This window comes from Bdellovibrio svalbardensis (genome assembly GCF_029531655.1).
Taxonomy (GTDB): domain Bacteria; phylum Bdellovibrionota; class Bdellovibrionia; order Bdellovibrionales; family Bdellovibrionaceae; genus Bdellovibrio; species Bdellovibrio svalbardensis.
Window position 1 is genome coordinate 389672 of the sequence record NZ_JANRMI010000004.1, and the last position, 15799, is coordinate 405470.

General features: G+C 46.2%; 13 protein-coding genes. 9 read left to right on the top strand and 4 right to left on the bottom strand.

Features of this window, described 5'->3' with window-relative positions; translation table 11 throughout:
- Nucleotides 1–2: 2 nt before the first annotated feature.
- On the bottom strand, nucleotides 3–1391 hold the full coding sequence (locus NWE73_RS14780) for a YncE family protein (protein ID WP_277579116.1): 1389 nt from the start codon (nucleotides 1389–1391) through the stop codon (nucleotides 3–5).
- Between the two features lie 365 nt (nucleotides 1392–1756).
- Between NWE73_RS14780 and NWE73_RS14785 the strand changes: the two genes are divergently transcribed.
- The 9 genes from NWE73_RS14785 (at nucleotide 1757) to kdsA (ending at nucleotide 11642) form a co-directional block, all read left to right on the top strand.
- Nucleotides 1757–3232 (top strand): aldehyde dehydrogenase family protein, encoded by a 1476-nt coding sequence (locus NWE73_RS14785; RefSeq protein ID WP_277579117.1) that lies wholly within the window; start codon nucleotides 1757–1759, stop codon nucleotides 3230–3232.
- Between the two features lie 69 nt (nucleotides 3233–3301).
- Nucleotides 3302–4549 carry a GTP cyclohydrolase II gene (locus tag NWE73_RS14790; RefSeq protein WP_407652966.1) on the top strand — a complete coding sequence of 416 codons (1248 nt, stop codon included), beginning with the start codon at nucleotides 3302–3304 and terminating at the stop codon, nucleotides 4547–4549.
- 4 nt (nucleotides 4550–4553) lie between these two features.
- The gene (locus NWE73_RS14795) at nucleotides 4554–5780 is read left to right on the top strand and encodes a URC4/urg3 family protein (RefSeq protein WP_277579119.1); all 1227 of its coding nucleotides are present in this window, start codon (nucleotides 4554–4556) and stop codon (nucleotides 5778–5780) included.
- A 14-nt stretch (nucleotides 5781–5794) separates the two neighbouring features.
- Complete coding sequence (gene upp / locus NWE73_RS14800; RefSeq protein WP_277579120.1) at nucleotides 5795–6427, top strand: uracil phosphoribosyltransferase; 633 nt, start codon at nucleotides 5795–5797, stop codon at nucleotides 6425–6427.
- A gap of 5 nt (nucleotides 6428–6432) precedes the next feature.
- Complete coding sequence (gene udk / locus NWE73_RS14805; protein WP_277579121.1) at nucleotides 6433–7059, top strand: uridine kinase; 627 nt, start codon at nucleotides 6433–6435, stop codon at nucleotides 7057–7059.
- Between the two features lie 283 nt (nucleotides 7060–7342).
- Nucleotides 7343–8530: an HD domain-containing phosphohydrolase gene (locus tag NWE73_RS14810; RefSeq protein WP_277579122.1), complete on the top strand. Its 1188-nt coding sequence runs from the start codon at nucleotides 7343–7345 to the stop codon at nucleotides 8528–8530.
- A gap of 172 nt (nucleotides 8531–8702) precedes the next feature.
- Complete coding sequence (locus tag NWE73_RS14815) at nucleotides 8703–9596, top strand: DUF6635 family protein (RefSeq protein ID WP_277579123.1); 894 nt, start codon at nucleotides 8703–8705, stop codon at nucleotides 9594–9596.
- A 62-nt stretch (nucleotides 9597–9658) separates the two neighbouring features.
- Complete coding sequence (locus tag NWE73_RS14820) at nucleotides 9659–10600, top strand: JmjC domain-containing protein (protein WP_277579124.1); 942 nt, start codon at nucleotides 9659–9661, stop codon at nucleotides 10598–10600.
- A 187-nt stretch (nucleotides 10601–10787) separates the two neighbouring features.
- The gene (kdsA, locus tag NWE73_RS14825) at nucleotides 10788–11642 is read left to right on the top strand and encodes a 3-deoxy-8-phosphooctulonate synthase (RefSeq protein WP_407652967.1); all 855 of its coding nucleotides are present in this window, start codon (nucleotides 10788–10790) and stop codon (nucleotides 11640–11642) included.
- 79 nt (nucleotides 11643–11721) lie between these two features.
- Here the strand turns inward: kdsA and NWE73_RS14830 are convergent, their stop codons facing one another.
- From NWE73_RS14830 to NWE73_RS14840, 3 genes are all read right to left on the bottom strand, one after another.
- Nucleotides 11722–12174, bottom strand: a complete 453-nt coding sequence (locus NWE73_RS14830) for a DUF2062 domain-containing protein (RefSeq protein ID WP_277579126.1) — start codon at nucleotides 12172–12174, stop codon at nucleotides 11722–11724.
- Nucleotides 12175–12243: 69 nt separating this feature from the next.
- The gene (locus NWE73_RS14835; RefSeq protein ID WP_277579127.1) at nucleotides 12244–13572 is read right to left on the bottom strand and encodes a hypothetical protein; all 1329 of its coding nucleotides are present in this window, start codon (nucleotides 13570–13572) and stop codon (nucleotides 12244–12246) included.
- A gap of 193 nt (nucleotides 13573–13765) precedes the next feature.
- Nucleotides 13766–15550 carry a hypothetical protein gene (locus tag NWE73_RS14840; RefSeq protein ID WP_277579128.1) on the bottom strand — a complete coding sequence of 595 codons (1785 nt, stop codon included), beginning with the start codon at nucleotides 15548–15550 and terminating at the stop codon, nucleotides 13766–13768.
- Nucleotides 15551–15799: the final 249 nt, after the last annotated feature.

Sequence of the window (15799 nt, forward strand, 5' to 3'; positions counted from 1 at the left end):
TCTCAACGTGTGGTCTGATACAAATCCAGAATCTTCTTAAGATCAAAAAAATAAAGATGATCGTCAATAAAACCACTTGAAATCAAGGTGGCATTATCACGAGTAACTTCAAGAGCCGTAGGCTGAGCTCCTCCGACCAGGGTAAAAATCACTGTTCCATTCGTGGTATCGACGATATCGATTTTCCCTTTGATTCTTCGGTCCACTTGACTGTCGTTTGAGTTGCTCGTGGTGCGACTCGAAACATACAAATAGCGCTCATTGACTGGATCCAGGACAATTGTGTTGGGATGAGCGTACGGCCACTTCTTCCCGGGGAAGTTCGGATGATCCTTGGGGTAGTCCTCCAAAACTAAAATATTCTTTTTACCCGTGGAACTCTCAAAGGGAATGAACAGATCATTCCAAAAACTGGCTGGCAAAGTCACATCAGGCCCGCGTTTAGGCAGACTTGTAATTTTGCTGATCAATTTATTCACGTTAACTCGAGAGACTGCATTACCATGCATATGACTGAGGTAGGCCGTCTGCCCGTCTTTAGAAATTAGAATGTGGCGGACATTCAACTCGCGACCTGCAATTTCTTTCGTTATGGGCGCCAGCTCTGCAATCTGCTTATGAGCGACAGCATCCATCACGATGAGGCTTCCCGTTTCCGTCGCCAATATCAGAGCATACTTCCCGTCCGGTGTGAATGCGACTCCCCGAGGTGCAATTAAATAGCTTTTAGATCTGGGATTACGAAAGTTCGTATTCAATTTCACACGACCGACATAGTGACGGCTGCCATCCAAATTTCCATCTTCCGCCAAATCACTGACATCAATCACACTGATATCGTCCGAGAAATAATTAGCTACATAGATAATCTGTTTGCGGCTGGGATCATTCGGCAGTAGAGGCCTTGCTGCGATGATCTTAGAGCCTTCCCCTTTCGTCGGAATATATTTGACGATGTTTTGAGTCGCAGAATTGACGACAGTTAACAGTCCATAGTTTTGAAAGATCTCAGAACGACTGTCTCCTTCTGCCCGACTGATCAATGCCCATTTTTTATCCAGAGAAAATTCAACTTCGGTATTTGCCAAGATGCCGTCTCGCATACCCACGGGAGTTATCAATGTTTTCTGAAGACTTCGTTTTTGCAAATCATAGATCGATGCCGTGGGAACTCTTTTTTTTGTTGTGGGGTCTATTTTACCGCACATCTCTGCGACATAAAGATAAGCGCCCTGGGGATCAATCTTCATTCCCTTCGGCATGCAACCTGTCGGAGCCGTACCCAGAAGAAAGTCTTTCGTCGCGTACTTCGCAAGATCCTTAAGACTTGCCTTGGCAGAGCCAGAACTCATCAGCAGTGCGATTGCTAAAAATACTTTTTGCCAGGCCATGGGAACATCTCCTTTGAAAATATTCAGATGAAATTAACCAAGCCATCAAATAGCCACAGACAAAGTCTTCCAACAATCGTCCAAGATTAAACTTATGGAATTTTTAAAGAGATTTAATAGAACTTCGAAAATACTTGATGCGAACAAATTATCTCTACCGCTGTACTCGTCGTTTTATTCATTAAATATGTACGCACTTTTATTACAACACAGCCCCCCAATGGCCTTTTAATACCTCATTGTAATTATTCAAATGCCAGCTTTTGACATAGAGTTTCCGCTTTAATTATTTCTCCCGGTCAAAACCGCGTGCAGAAGACTTCGACATCGTCGGAGTGAAACAGACATCCGAAGAAGGAAATTCGATGAGCGTTAAGATTCCCAGCACTCCTTTACAGTGCCAAAACTTTGTGAATGGAAAGTTTCAAAGTGGTTCAGGCACTCTGATTGAAATTCTCAGTCCCTATAATGGCAAAGTCATTGGATCTTTCAAAAGCACCACGGCTGATGAAGTCAATACCGCCGTGACTCAGGCAAAAGCAGCTCAAGCAGAATGGGCGCAAGTGCCTTTGAAAGAGCGCACCAAAGTCATGTTCAACTTCCGTCAAATCTTAATGCGAGATCTTGATGAGATTTCCCACCTCAAAAGCTCTGAATCAGGAAAAAGTTTTGCAGAAGGTAAAGCAGGACTTCTGAAAGGTATCGAAGTTTTAGAATATGCCATCGCTTTACAAAATATGGATTTGGGCGGAAAAGTCGAAGTGTCACGCGGAGTTTCCTGCGAATATCGTCGCGAGCCTTTAGGTGTCGTCGCAAATATCACTCCATTTAACTTCCCTGCGATGGTCCCGATGTGGACGATCCCTATCACTCTCACGTTGGGAAATGCCTATATTTGGAAGCCTTCTGAAAAAGCACCGCTGACATCTATGAGAATCGCAGCCGCCTTGAAAGAGGCTGGCTTACCAGATGGTTTATTCCAGGTTCTACAAGGAACCAAAGAGACTGTTGAAGCCATCATTGACCACAAAGAAGTCAAAGCGGTGGGTTTTGTCGGATCTACGAAAATTGCCAAGACGGTCTATGATCGTGGGACCCAATTGGGTAAACGCGTCTTGGCTTTGGGAGGCGCAAAAAACCATATCGTTTTACTTCCCGATGCAAACCCGGAACTTTCCGGCTTGGGCATAAGTGATTCTTTCACAGGTTGCGCGGGTCAAAGATGTATGGCTGCTGCAGTACTTCTGGCGGTTGGAGATGTTGATCATCACATTGAAAAAATCGTTGAACGTGCCAGTTCTTTGACTCTCGGAAAAGACATGGGTGCGATCATCACCAAACCTCAAGTTGAATTCTTGAAGCAAGCCATTGCCAACGCGGAAAAAGCCGGAGCTAAAATTTTGTTGGATGGACGAACTGCCAAACCACCAGCCGATATGGAAAGTGGAAATTGGATCGGCCCAACAATCTTGGATAACGTTCAACCTGGTAGCGAAGCCGCAACCTTGGAACTCTTTGGACCGGTCTTAAGCATCGTTCGCTGCAAAGACATCTCTCAAGCGATGAAAATTGAAAACAGTGTTGAGTATGGTAATGCCTGCTCCGTTTTCACTTCCAGTGGCAACTTGGCAGAAAAAGTCATCCGTATGGCTTCCACCGGCATGGTAGGAGTCAATGTGGGAGTTCCGGTTCCTCGTGAGCCCTTCTCTTTCGGCGGCGTCAACGCCTCTAAATTTGGTCATGGCGATATCACCGGACATCACTCTTTGGACTTCTGGTCGAATGTCAAAAAAGTCACGGTGAAATGGGAAAAACAAGACGATAACAATTGGATGTCATAGTTATAAAAGAACTTAAAGAGACAGATTATGAAAGAAATTAAAGAGACAGTTATGAAAGAACCCAAAGACATGAAACGATCCTCTCACGTCATTTTAACTTCACATTCCAGCCAGGTCTTCAAAGACAGCTTGCCGATCCATTGGGGTGTCAAAAATCCTGCCGAGCGCGGGCCCGTGATTGGATCATTGACGGATATTGCGCAACGAAATGCCATTGGAACTCACAGCGGAAGCTATGCAGTCTACCGCGCGCTTTCCATCGCTCAAGGTTCGTATTCCACAAGTCACAAACCTGATTTGCACAACACTGAAAGCCCTGTGAAGTTTGGGCCTTTCCCTTCTTGGTCGGATCCGGAAAAAATTGTCTCTATTGACCCTTGGGGTTTGGACATTCCTTTCCATTTCAAAGATCTTTATGAAAAGGGCTATGACATTCGACCTACAATCGCAGTGACTCAAGCGCATTTGCAGATTCCAGAAATTCAACAGGCCATTGACGCTGGCCGCTTGAAAATTGACGGCAAGATCATCAAAGAAAACAGAGATATCAAAGTCACCAAAGTGGCCTTTGAACCTGTTTGGTATCTTCCCGGCATCGCAAAAAGATTAAATGTCGACGAAGGGGATCTTCGCAAAATTCTTTTCCAGGAAACAGGAGGCATGTTCCCTGAACTTGTCACCCGTCCCGATCTCAAAGTAATGCTACCACCCATCGGCAGCACAACAGTTTATATTTTCGGAAATCCACAAGATCTTTCCAATGAAAATGTGGAACTCACTTGCCGCGTGCACGACGAGTGCAACGGCTCGGATGTTTTCGGCTCAGATATTTGTACCTGCCGTCCGTATTTGATTTATGGAATTGAGGATGCCGCTCGCACCGCACAACGCGGTGGTGTGGGCATTATCGCCTACTACAGAAAAGAAGGACGCGCGCTGGGCGAAGTCACCAAGTTCCTGGTCTACAACGCTCGTAAACGTCAGGTCGGTGGTGACTCTGCGTCGACTTACTTCCATCGCACGGAATGTGTGGCCGGGGTTGAGGATGCACGCTTCCAGGAATTGATGCCGGATATTTTGCACTTCTTCGGAATCACTAAAATTCACAATCTGCACTCGATGAGCAATATGAAATACAACGCAATCGCGAAAAGCGGTATCCAAGTGGTGAACCGTATTTCCATTCCTGCCGAACTTATTCCGGCTGATGCGCAAGTGGAAATTGAAGCAAAAAAGGCTGCTGGCTATTTCAATGCCGGCGAAAAGAAAACTGAAAAAGAGCTTGAAGCTGTCGTAGGAAGACCGATCGATGAATAACCAGATGAATAATTCAACTACTACCCAAGCTTACTCGGCTGCAGATTTGGACTTTCTTCTTTCTCCACTGGCAATTCGTCAAAGTGCAGAAAAGATTTTAGAGCTGACTCAAGCGGGACAAACTCATTTCCACTATCACCCGGAACAATTTGGTCCTGTTGTGGACTATGTGATCGAAGTGATTCGCTCCAACTATCCAGCTCTGGAAATCCCCTTTCATTCACGCTGGGGGCACTTCCGTGTTGGCGATGTCGACCGTGTAAAAGTACTGGAGAATAAGATTGCCGATTTGGATGCTCTTGAAAAAGCGCGCACCAAACTGGATTTGGTGATCACCTCCGTTCTGCTGGATGCGGGTGCGGGTAATACTTGGTCTTACAAAGAGCAAGGCACTGACAAAGTGTTCTCTCGCTCTGAAGGACTGGGCGTGGCGAGCTTCTATTTATTTATGGAAGGACATCTTTCCGACAATAAAGCGAAACCACTGCAAGCCACGGCACAAGGACTGCAGAATCTGTCTGCAGAACAATTAAGGCAGGCTTTTCAAGTGAGTGAAAACAATCCTTTGATAGGCGTCGAAGGACGTCTTTCGTTGCTGCACAACCTGGGAACAACTATCGCACAAAAGAAAGACCTCTTCCCTGGGGGACGTCCCGGCAGTCTGGTTGACTATCTTCACAACCGCTATGGCAAAAAAATCACCGGACCGCAGTTGCTTCGTGCTGTGCTCGATGGACTTGGTGAAATTTGGCCCGGCCGCGTGAAAGTGGCCGGCGTAAATCTGGGCGACATCTGGTCTTATTCCAAAGTTCCAGGGGGCTTAGCGGCCTTTCACAAGCTTTCGCAGTGGATGACCTATTCTTTGATCGAACCCTTGTTGGAAGCAGGCTTTGAACTGGTTGATATCGAAAAATTGACCGGTCTTGCTGAATATCGCAATGGCGGACTGCTTTTGGATCGTGGATTGATTTCTTTGAAGGACGCCAATCTGGCCAAGCAAAGTCACAAGCCTGAATCAGAGCTGATCATCGAATGGCGCGGTTTGACCGTATCACTGCTTGATCGCATTGGCGAAGAAGTTCGCAGCAAACTCAATAAAAGTGCTGCTGACTTCCCACTGGCGAAGGTTCTTGAAGGTGGAACTTGGTGGGCCGGCCGAAAAGCCGCCAAGGCCCTGCGCGACGACAGCTCTCCACCTTTGAAAATCGAGAGCGACGGGACCGTTTTTTAACTTAGGAGCTTACCATGAACAAAAATGTTAAAGTCATTGACCATCCCCTTCTCAAACACAAATTGGGATACCTGCGCGACAAAAACACTTACTCTCACGACTTCCGAGAAATCGTCAAAGAGGTGTCTAAGGTATTGATCTACGAGGCCATGCGTGATTGGAAACATCTTGAAAGCATCGCCATTGAAACGCCGATTGCAAAAGCTCAGGCCGACAGAATCGTACAGCCGCCCGTGGTGGTTTCGATCATGCGTGCCGGAAACGGCATGCTCGATGCCGCACTTTCCATGATTCCTTTCGCAAGCACGGGGTTTATCGGTATTTACCGAGATAAATTCATACACAATACCGTTGAGTACTACTTTAAAATGCCCCAGGACATCAAAGGTAAGGAAGTTTTGCTTTGTGACCCTTTGATCGCCACCGCTGACACCATTATAGCGGCCATTGACCGCCTCAAAAACTACGGAGTTGGCAAAATCAAGGTCATTAGCATCCTAGCCAGCCAAAGTGGCCTAGAAAAAGTTCAACACCATCACCCAGATGTTGAAGTCTATACGATTAATATCGAAAATGAGATGAACGACATGGGTTATTTAGTTCCTGGTCTCGGCGACGCCGGTGATCGACTTTTCCAAACGAAGTAGGGATTATGCAAAGACCGCACATTATCGGAGTCGCTGGCGGCAGCGGCTCTGGAAAGACTCACTTCGCAAAAGAGTTGCAGCAACGATTGGGCGACGCTCATTGTGCCATTATCTATCAAGATAACTACTACATCGACCAATCGGCGAAATTTGATGGCGATGGCGGTTCTGTTAATTTTGACCATCCCAGCAGTTTGGATTTCACCATGCTTGCGAGCGGCCTTAGAACCCTCAAGTCTGGTGGCACTTTGCAAATCCCGATCTATGATTTCTGCACCCACTCTCGTAAAAAAGAAACCCTTCTTGGCGAACCTAAAAAAGTGATCATCGTCGATGGAATTTTGATTTTACATTCGGATGAAGTCCGCGCCGAGCTGGATGAAATGATCTTCTTCGACACCCCGGAGGAATTGCGCTTCCAACGCCGCTTCAATCGAGATGTTCATGAGCGCGGTCGGACTCCCGAGGGCGTGAAAAAGCAATTTGAATTGCAGGTGCGCCCCATGCACGATCAGTTTGTCGAGCCATCTAAAGACCATGCCCACCTTATCGTCAAAGATCTGGGGGACTATAGTATAGCTCTAAAACAAATCGCGGAGCGACTCACCAATAGATTGATCGCCACAGTCTGAAACTTCTGCTTCAGACGAGTTTCAAATAACATATTGCAAGCGACACACCGGAGGCCGAACCTATTTCATAGGAGGGCTTCCTATGAGAAGTCTCGACCTTGCCCTTGTATCCTCCGATTCCAGATTTCAAAAGCGAGCGACAGAACTGGCTCAGAGCTTCGCTTTCGACTTTGAAGTCTTTGAATCCTCAGATCTCTTTTTTGATACCGCCGAAAAGTACAAGTCCATCTCTTGCATCATACTTGATTGCGGAAAAATCGAAAAGCCCAACGAAGCCGCGGGCATGGTTCAGGTGGCCTGCCAGATCGCCGCCGAAAGCTATATCATAGCCATTGTAAACTCCAAACTTAGCTCAGAAGATGCACGCGTCGTGAAGACCTCCGGTGCTTCGTTGGTAATGATGGAAAATGAATACTTCTCCACCAGCAAACTGGAGTTTGTTACGACCCAGGTCATACGCTCGGCCTATATTCCCATCAAGGTCTTCGACTTACTCCCTGACACACAGACGGCTTTCGCCCTTCACTATTTGATGCCCGCCAACAAGAAGTTCTTAAAAATTGCAAAGCCTGGAGTGCAGATAAGCTCGACTTTCTTAAACAAATTTCTTGAGGCCGAAGAACTCTATATCAAACGCAGTGACCTTCAGAATTGGATTGAGTATGCCAAGAGCTTTGATTCCAATGATAGCGCCAGCGATATCCGCCGCTGTCGTCTCAAATTTCTTCAGCTCAATCAATCGTTCTTAAGTCTGGCCCTCCTCATCAGCGATCAGAGTGCAGCCGCCTCCTTTGCCACCGGCAAAGAACTCTTCACGACTTGCGAAAGCTTCGCAAAGGATTTACTGCAGTCCCTAGAGAAAATCCCGAACCCGATGGGAATCGTCAACACCTCCGCCGTTGGTGATTTTGGCTCTTTGGAGCGAGCCCCTGCCATTGCCTCTTACTCTGCCATTCTGAGCCAGAAAATCGGATTGGGCGCGCCGCTGGAAGTGATGATTGGAGCTTTGCTTTCGGATGTTGGCTATTTGGAACTGTCGCCATCGACATCGGCTAAGCTGCGTGAGAATAAACTCAAAGAAATGCATGGCGAGCAAACGATGGAGTATCAAAAGCATCCTATTTATAGTTTAAATCAATGCCTGGCCCGCAAGCTGCCTTTAAGCGAAGGGATGAAAACCATGATCCTCCAAAGCCACGAGCGCATGGATCAAAAAGGTTTCCCAAACCGCCCTAATCCCGAAAAACTCTCCGAGGAAGCGATGCTCATCCGATTATCCTGGACGCTGGATTCCATGAGCCAGGTGCGCATGGGTAAGGCACGAGAACCGATGGATGATATTTTGCCTCGTCTCATCAGAGAAGTTCTTGAAGAGCCCGGAAGCTTCTCCGTCATCTTCCAAATGAAATTAAAACCGGCCCTCACCAGTCTCATTCAAGTGCCGACATTTACCTCGCAATCCCCCGCCTAGACTGCATAACAGTTCGCCAGGAAATTTGAAATATCGAAGAACGCGAATCAGCTCCGCTATTGATTTGTGTAAAAATGAGAATTTCACAAGCGTCTTCACAAGAACACCTAAATCCATTTTATTATCTCTGAAAATCTGGAAAAATGAATACACGCAATGAGGGAAAACTCCCATGAATGAACAAAATTCCGCACTGGTGCTGGGCGCCTTGGATGAATGCATCGAACGCTACGTTGAAACACGACGGGCACAGATCGACAGTTTTATTCATCGCCACTTTTCAGTTGAAGAAACATTCCAAATTCAAAAAAAATCCTTCCTGGTTGATTTATTCTTGAATCCTCTGAATGCTCTTTGGTCCATCCCTTATCTCTCCCTCAAAAAGGCATCTGAAACCCTGGATAAAATGGGTTATAGCCAATTCACATTGGCCTTCGATAGGATTCCCTCTGGAATCAAGACTGGCTATCAAAAAGAAATTGAACGACTCCTTAGCACAGAGGTATTTTCCTGCGAGTCATTAATCAAAGATATCGAAGATCATCCACTTTTGGGGCAATACTTTACCTCTGAACAGCTTTCCGCAACCAGCATCAAGATTCGCAAAGAACTGCAAGGTGAAATTGAAAAGTATTCTTCCAGCCAGGCGATGATCTCTGATTTATCCAGCTCTCTGCTGACTTTGGGTATCGGCTGGATTTTCTTTGGAGATAAAACATTAGGCGTTCTTGGTTTAGGAGATAAGATTGCGCAAAAGATGGCTCATGACAAAGCCGCTTCGGGCTTCTTTCTGGGAAAACGCCTGGGCTCCACCTTTTATCATGCTTTTCCGCCCCACCCATCGCGCTCCCAGGTCCTTGGGGCGACTCTGGTTGTTGGTCTTTTTCTGACTGCCCTCAGTCTTTTCACCAGCATCATGAGTGATCCCCTTCGAAAGCAGCTCGGTTTGCACAACAAAAGGCTCAATGTCCTGGCTGATTCACTTGAAGAAAAGCTGTTTTTGAATTTAAGAAAGGATTTTAAAAAGTCCACCAAATGCACCCTCCATGTAGCTGAAGCAGGGTAAGAGAACCTTTATTTTTCGTCCTGTGTTTGACAGCTTTGTTCGCTTTGCTGTTAAATCATTTCATGCAAAAAATTGGACTTTCAAATCTTCTGGCTCCTGTAAGTTCCCATGAATTTCTTAACTCTTACTGGCCCTATGAGCCTCTCTTCATTCCCGCTAGCGAGAATAAACTTCAAGAGATCTTTTCGCTTCCACAACTTCAAGATCTGGAATCCTTAGTGGCGGCTCGGCTCTTGAAAGTCCGAGCTTGCCTGCCTGACTTTGACGACGAATACAGTTCTATTCATGTCGAGCCGAAAGACGCTCTCAAAGCTTATCGCAACAAGATGACCCTGGTGTTTGATCAAATGCAAACACAACACCCTACAATTGCTGAGGCCTTAAAAAACATCAGAGCTGATTTAGGATTGGTCACAGGGGGAGCTGAAAATGATCTTTGCCGCGCACGCTCCATCGCTTATGCGACCCCTGGTGGTTGTGGCACACGCCTCCATTTCGATGCGAATGCGAACTTTGTCATTCAAATCAAAGGCTCCAAACGCTGGAGACTTGGCCCCAATGAATCTGTCGACAACCCGACAGAACGATTTACGACAGGCTCTGAAGAGATGCCGGCAGCCCTTGAAAAGCAATGCCATGCTCCTTTGATCGAAGAGCTTCCTGAGGGCAGCATGGAGATTCTTATGGAGCCCGGTTGTGTCTTGTTTGTGCCGCGGGGATATTGGCATGAGACAATGACTGACGAAGACTCGCTTTCATTAAACTTTACCTTCAGTCAGCCGACCTGGGCCGATGTCTTCACCAAATCACTGCAAGAAGTACTTCTGCAATCTCCAGAATGGCGCGAACTTGCCGATGGGCTCGAAGGGACGGATCAAGACCGAAAAAACAAGGCCCTCGCACGCTTTGATTTCCTTGTGAAAAACTTAGCCAGTGATTTGCCAGATATCTCGGGACAGCAGCTACTTATTGGTGGCGGACTACTTCGATCTTCCGAAGAATAGCTTAACCTTTCCCAGCTGAACGTTAGATACCCCGTCACCTGGGCGATATATCCTTGGATTGCAACAGATGAAGAAGCATTGCGACACCGGCGCCGGAAGTAGGTCTGGTTCGCTTTGATAGTTCCCCCCAAGGATGTTATCGTACGGCCTTAAAACCCTCACACTGCGGATGAATATGCAAAATAACGTGCAAAACAAAGTCGTCAAAATTGGAAATATCGAAGTCGCAAATAACAAACCCTTTGTTCTTTTTGCGGGACTCAATGTTCTGGAATCTCGTGATTTGGCAATGCAAGTTTGTGAGCATTTTGTCAAAGTCACTGACAAGCTCAAAATCCCTTACGTTTTCAAATCTTCCTTTGATAAAGCCAATCGCTCTTCGATCCATTCTTATCGTGGTCCCGGCATGGATGAAGGTTTGAAAATATTTGCAGAACTTAAGAAAACTTTCGGCGTGAAAGTCATCACTGACGTTCACGAAATTCATCAAGCAAAACCAGTTGCGGAAGTGGTCGACGTGATTCAACTCCCTGCCTTCCTCGCCCGACAAACTGATTTGGTTGAAGCCATGGCACGCACTGGCTCCGTCATCAATGTTAAGAAGCCCCAGTTCTTAAGCCCAAGCCAAATGGGAAATATCGTTGAAAAAATCGAAGAATGCGGCAACGACAAAATCATTCTTTGTGACCGCGGTACAAACTTTGGTTATGACAATCTCGTCGTCGACATGTTGGGCTTTAATATCATGAAAAAAGTTTCCAAAGGAAGCCCGGTGATTTTGGATGCGACACACGCCCTGCAATTCAGAGATCCCATGGGTGCAGCCTCTGGTGGTCGCCGTGGTCAAGTTGCAGAACTTTCTCGCGCAGGCCTGGGCGTGGGACTTGCCGGTTTGTTCATCGAAAGCCATCCGAATCCAGACAAAGCGTTGTGCGATGGCCCTTCTGCTTTGCCACTTTCGAAAGTTGAACCTTTCTTGCAACAAATGAAAGCTTTGGACGACTTGATCAAGTCATTCCCGGAGCTGAATACTGAAGCTTAATTGTAAGAAGCATTTTCTTAGTAATAAAAAAAGCTCGGCCTTATAACCGAGCTTTTTTTTATTCGAATTCAAAATCATCCTAGCCGCGAATTCTCTTCGCGCTTCTGAAAATCATCAGCAAAACCCGATACACAACAAAAGCAACTAAAGGCGTCAACAAGGCCCACGCGACTATCGACTGTAGGCTGGCGAAACCATAGTCAGACAAAAATTTGCCTGGATCATCCATGAATTCTGCAATGATGGTTTTAGGATTGACCGAAACAGCAGGAACCTGAAACACCCAAGCGCCCGCCTTTATATAGACTGGAATCATTAACAATTGGACTGGCGCCAAAACGTAATTGACCGCTTGCAAAGTTGGTTGATTCAATTTCATAAGATAGCCAGCACCCAAACACAACACTGTGGTCGCACCCAATACTGGAAATAGCGCAATAAGAAAACCCATGGCACAGGTCAAAGCCAATCCTTCAGGAGTAGCCCCTTGACGAAGTTGATAACCGACAAATTCTCTCGCGCGTCTTAACATAGATATCATTACAACATCGAGGGCCTCACAAGCCAAGAAGGAATGCCTAACTATTGCATTGCCAAAACCCTAAATCTTTTTGGAGACGCGAATTGAAACCTGAAAGTCTTCGTGATTTAGACCGTTCATTTTATTTTTGCTGTCTATATAATCCTCGGCCACCTGTAATTGAATGATCAGGTCTTGATTCTCACGAACTAAAGCTACACCAAAACGACGATCCGGACGGAACATCGCATAGCGAGATTGTCGGTTGATGAAGCGACCTTGATTGTTCTCAACATAGTCCTGCTCATCCAGGACAGAACTATATTGAGTCCCGAAAGCCACCAGTGAAGTTTTACCTTTCAAATCCTGATCGACGCGAGTCAATCCGATTGAAATATTGGAGTTGAAGCTCACATCAACATTTCCGTCATAAGGCTTATAACCACCGGATAGATTTTTCTGCAAATTGGTACCTAACCCCAGAGCAAAATTTAAAAGCCATTCCCGAGCGACCTTGCGCGTGAAAGAAAGGTTCGCGTAAGTCCCCACACCTGCCTGATTGAAGGTCTGCGAAACGGGAGCCTGTGCCTGCACTCCTGCATTCACAGTAAGCAATTGCTTGTCTGATTGAAACAGCTTTTTAAATACCGAATAGTCCACAACCAAAGGAAGAACATATGTCTCACCATCACTTAGATGCATGCTATTCCCATCAGTATCGCGCAGATCCACCACGACACGATCCAAGCCGGCTTCTTTGCGTGCGTAAGGATCGTTATGTCCATTCCACTGATGAATTTTCTCGATGACCTTATCCGACACAGGGTAAAGCATCAGATTATTTTTAGAACTCCCCGCAACATCCAAAACTCTTAAGCTTAACTGAATTTGTTGAACTTCATCACCGAGTGATAGACTGAGCTCATTCATGTTTCCCAAATGATCTACGTACTGATAGCGGCTATCGCCGTTGTGTTTCTCTAAAACGGCTGGATGGATCATTGTATTGGCGGCCGTCGAAGTAAAACTCACGCTATTGGAAGGCTTATCACCGGTGCGGAAACGATTTGGCAGGCGAAACAATAAGAAAACGGCAGCATTTCCTGGATGTTGATAGCTGGGATGAGTGATCTCTTCGAATCGTTTCTGCGTGAAGGTCTCATTCTTGATGATCAATGGAGTACTGACTTCATCAACTTGTTGGATTTGAATTTGAGATCTGAGTTCATGCCGGCGAAGCATTTGGCGAGCCTTGCTATCAAAAAGCTCTTCATAACGACGACGCTGTTCAAACTCAATATTGGCCGGCTGATTTGGATCCAGAGGGTTCCAAGCCTGAAATCGCTCTTGCGCAAACGAGGATTGCACAGTCAGTAAACACACACTCAGACTTAGCATTTTCTTAAACATAACAGCCTCCATCACTAAACGTATCTTTAGAGCAAAATGGAGGCCCTGACGGCAACTACCTGAGACCAGTTTGGAGTGTCAGGATTCTAGACAGGTGTCGCTTTTTGAAAGTAGCAGTAAGAATAGAAGCAGGGCTCTACAGCCAAGCCACAGCCGAGCAGCCATGGACTTCGCTATAGAGCACATCGGAGGATTACTTGTTCAGGTAGAACATATAGCTCTCGCGAGCTCCGTTGAATTTGGCTAAGCACGCAGGCTTCGTCAAACTCGTCGTAATTGTCGATGACTGATAGGTCGCGAGCAATTTTGTCGCACTGATCTTTTTGATATTCAATCCACCAACTTCAATCACGCGGCAGTTCACCCAACTGTTCCCATTAACGTTCACACCCTCGTAATGCTCTTGACGAGTCATCAACGAGCCACCCGTTCCATCAACGAAAGGAGAGTACTTTTCAAAGAAGATCAAACCCTGAGGACGAATTTTATCTACAATTGCAAAGTTAGCAGCGGTTGTTGCCGACCAATCCATATCCACCTTCGGAAGACAAGCATTGGCGCGCTCCATACCAGATTGATAGTAATATTGGGAGTAACACTGAAGCTGGGCAATCTTAAGAGCCTCTGAACTAGCACCGTTAGCGATAGAAGCACAGGTCGCACCGGAAGAAATTTTGGATGCATTCAAATCATTCCAATTAAAGTTAGCATTTGCATCCACGGCATAAGACGCATCTGTCACCGCCCATTTGTTGGTGCACGTAACTGCTTTTACTGTGCCATTGATGTTGGCATTTCCAGAGCAACTCATGGTTTTAATACCACTGGTGCTGGTCGATGTGCTTCCGCAAGTGATTCCCGACCAATCATTCAAATTCACGGGATTTCCATTGGCATCAGAACAGCCACCACCCAATTGTGCCTGATAGTTGCTGCTGTTATCCGGACCACAAACCCATGCATTGGAATAGGTCGTACCCGCAATAGTTACATCATGAGGCGCACAGTTCGGCATCATATCGTATTGCAATTTAGCCGTATCCATCTTCCAACCATCAGTTAAATTCACAGTGCCGGTCTGGCTGCTGATCTGATCTGCGAAGTTCGCAACAGAGCTTGCAAAAGAGAACTCACTATCTGCTCCGCCATTAGCGCTAAAATCCACGCCCAACGATGTTTTCATCGCTGGCGTCAGTCCGATTTTTGAGCCGCAAGTTGAAAAACTATTCTGACCTTCCCATACCTGCAAGCCATAAATATCAGAGCTGTCTGCGATCACACTGCCCTTCCACAACTTCAAATAGATAGCCTGACCTGATGGAGGACCATGACAGGTGTTATCATTGCTATCACATGGCGCTTTGGTACCGTTCGGTAGAGAAAAATCCACGGCACCGATTGTCCAGGCGCCAGTAGGATCGAAGACTTGAGCCGCAGCCACCGTGACTGGAGCAACGACACTTGAAATGTTTGAAGCCGGAACTGTGACTTCCCCAGCATTGGGATCAAAGTCAATCGTACCAAGGTTGGCGTCCTTTTTAAAGGCCGTCGTAGATTTGGTTTCTGCATTCCCGTTGAGATCTTTTTTTGATGAATCTGAAATCAAGAAATCTGCCGCCTTATTTCCATTACTATCAACAAGGAAGCAAGTGAGTGGCTGGCCCGTGGCACCAGCAATACTAACATTGAAAGATCCATCGCTCCCCACACTGGCTGTCGCAGTCTGCACTGGAGTCGTGTTAGTCGAGCAACTCACTTTGTAGGAACTCAAAGTCACGCTCATGGCTGAGACCGCTTCTTCTAATTGTGCAAAAGATTGCACCTTCTCCAAGCCTTGAGCACTGTTTCCCAAACTCAAGACCCCCGATACATTTAAAGCATCACCGCTGCTGGAGCTAGAGCTACCTCCGCTACAACCGGTCAATCCAAAAACCATCGTCGGCACAATACTCAATAAAATCCGTTTTGTGTTTTTCATTACTCTCCCTCTTCTTTAAGTCTTCAATAGACCGCATTCTTATCGGCACCCATATAAGAAATAAGAGCTAAATTTTGAATTATGAGATTTCTCTATGAATATGTTTCGGATGGAAACGAAAAGGTTGATGTGAGTGAACGCTCGTCTTTTCTTTCGAAACCTGCAATGAAAATAAACAAATAATAATTTGAATACAGCCTGTGCACCGTTCCCATGTATTTTCTCATTTTATTTTGGAGCAACTTCCCT

Coding starts and splice junctions, on each gene's coding strand:
- NWE73_RS14830 (WP_277579126.1), bottom strand. CDS start 12,174: ATGTTAAGACGCGCGAGAGAATTTGTCGGTTATCAACTTCGTCAAGGG.
- NWE73_RS14790 (WP_407652966.1), top strand. CDS start 3,302: ATGAAACGATCCTCTCACGTCATTTTAACTTCACATTCCAGCCAGGTC.
- NWE73_RS14795 (WP_277579119.1), top strand. CDS start 4,554: ATGAATAATTCAACTACTACCCAAGCTTACTCGGCTGCAGATTTGGAC.
- NWE73_RS14820 (WP_277579124.1), top strand. CDS start 9,659: ATGCAAAAAATTGGACTTTCAAATCTTCTGGCTCCTGTAAGTTCCCAT.
- NWE73_RS14835 (WP_277579127.1), bottom strand. CDS start 13,572: ATGTTTAAGAAAATGCTAAGTCTGAGTGTGTGTTTACTGACTGTGCAA.
- NWE73_RS14810 (WP_277579122.1), top strand. CDS start 7,343: ATGGTTCAGGTGGCCTGCCAGATCGCCGCCGAAAGCTATATCATAGCC.
- NWE73_RS14815 (WP_277579123.1), top strand. CDS start 8,703: ATGAATGAACAAAATTCCGCACTGGTGCTGGGCGCCTTGGATGAATGC.
- NWE73_RS14840 (WP_277579128.1), bottom strand. CDS start 15,550: ATGAAAAACACAAAACGGATTTTATTGAGTATTGTGCCGACGATGGTT.
- NWE73_RS14780 (WP_277579116.1), bottom strand. CDS start 1,391: ATGGCCTGGCAAAAAGTATTTTTAGCAATCGCACTGCTGATGAGTTCT.
- udk (WP_277579121.1), top strand. CDS start 6,433: ATGCAAAGACCGCACATTATCGGAGTCGCTGGCGGCAGCGGCTCTGGA.
- NWE73_RS14785 (WP_277579117.1), top strand. CDS start 1,757: ATGAGCGTTAAGATTCCCAGCACTCCTTTACAGTGCCAAAACTTTGTG.
- upp (WP_277579120.1), top strand. CDS start 5,795: ATGAACAAAAATGTTAAAGTCATTGACCATCCCCTTCTCAAACACAAA.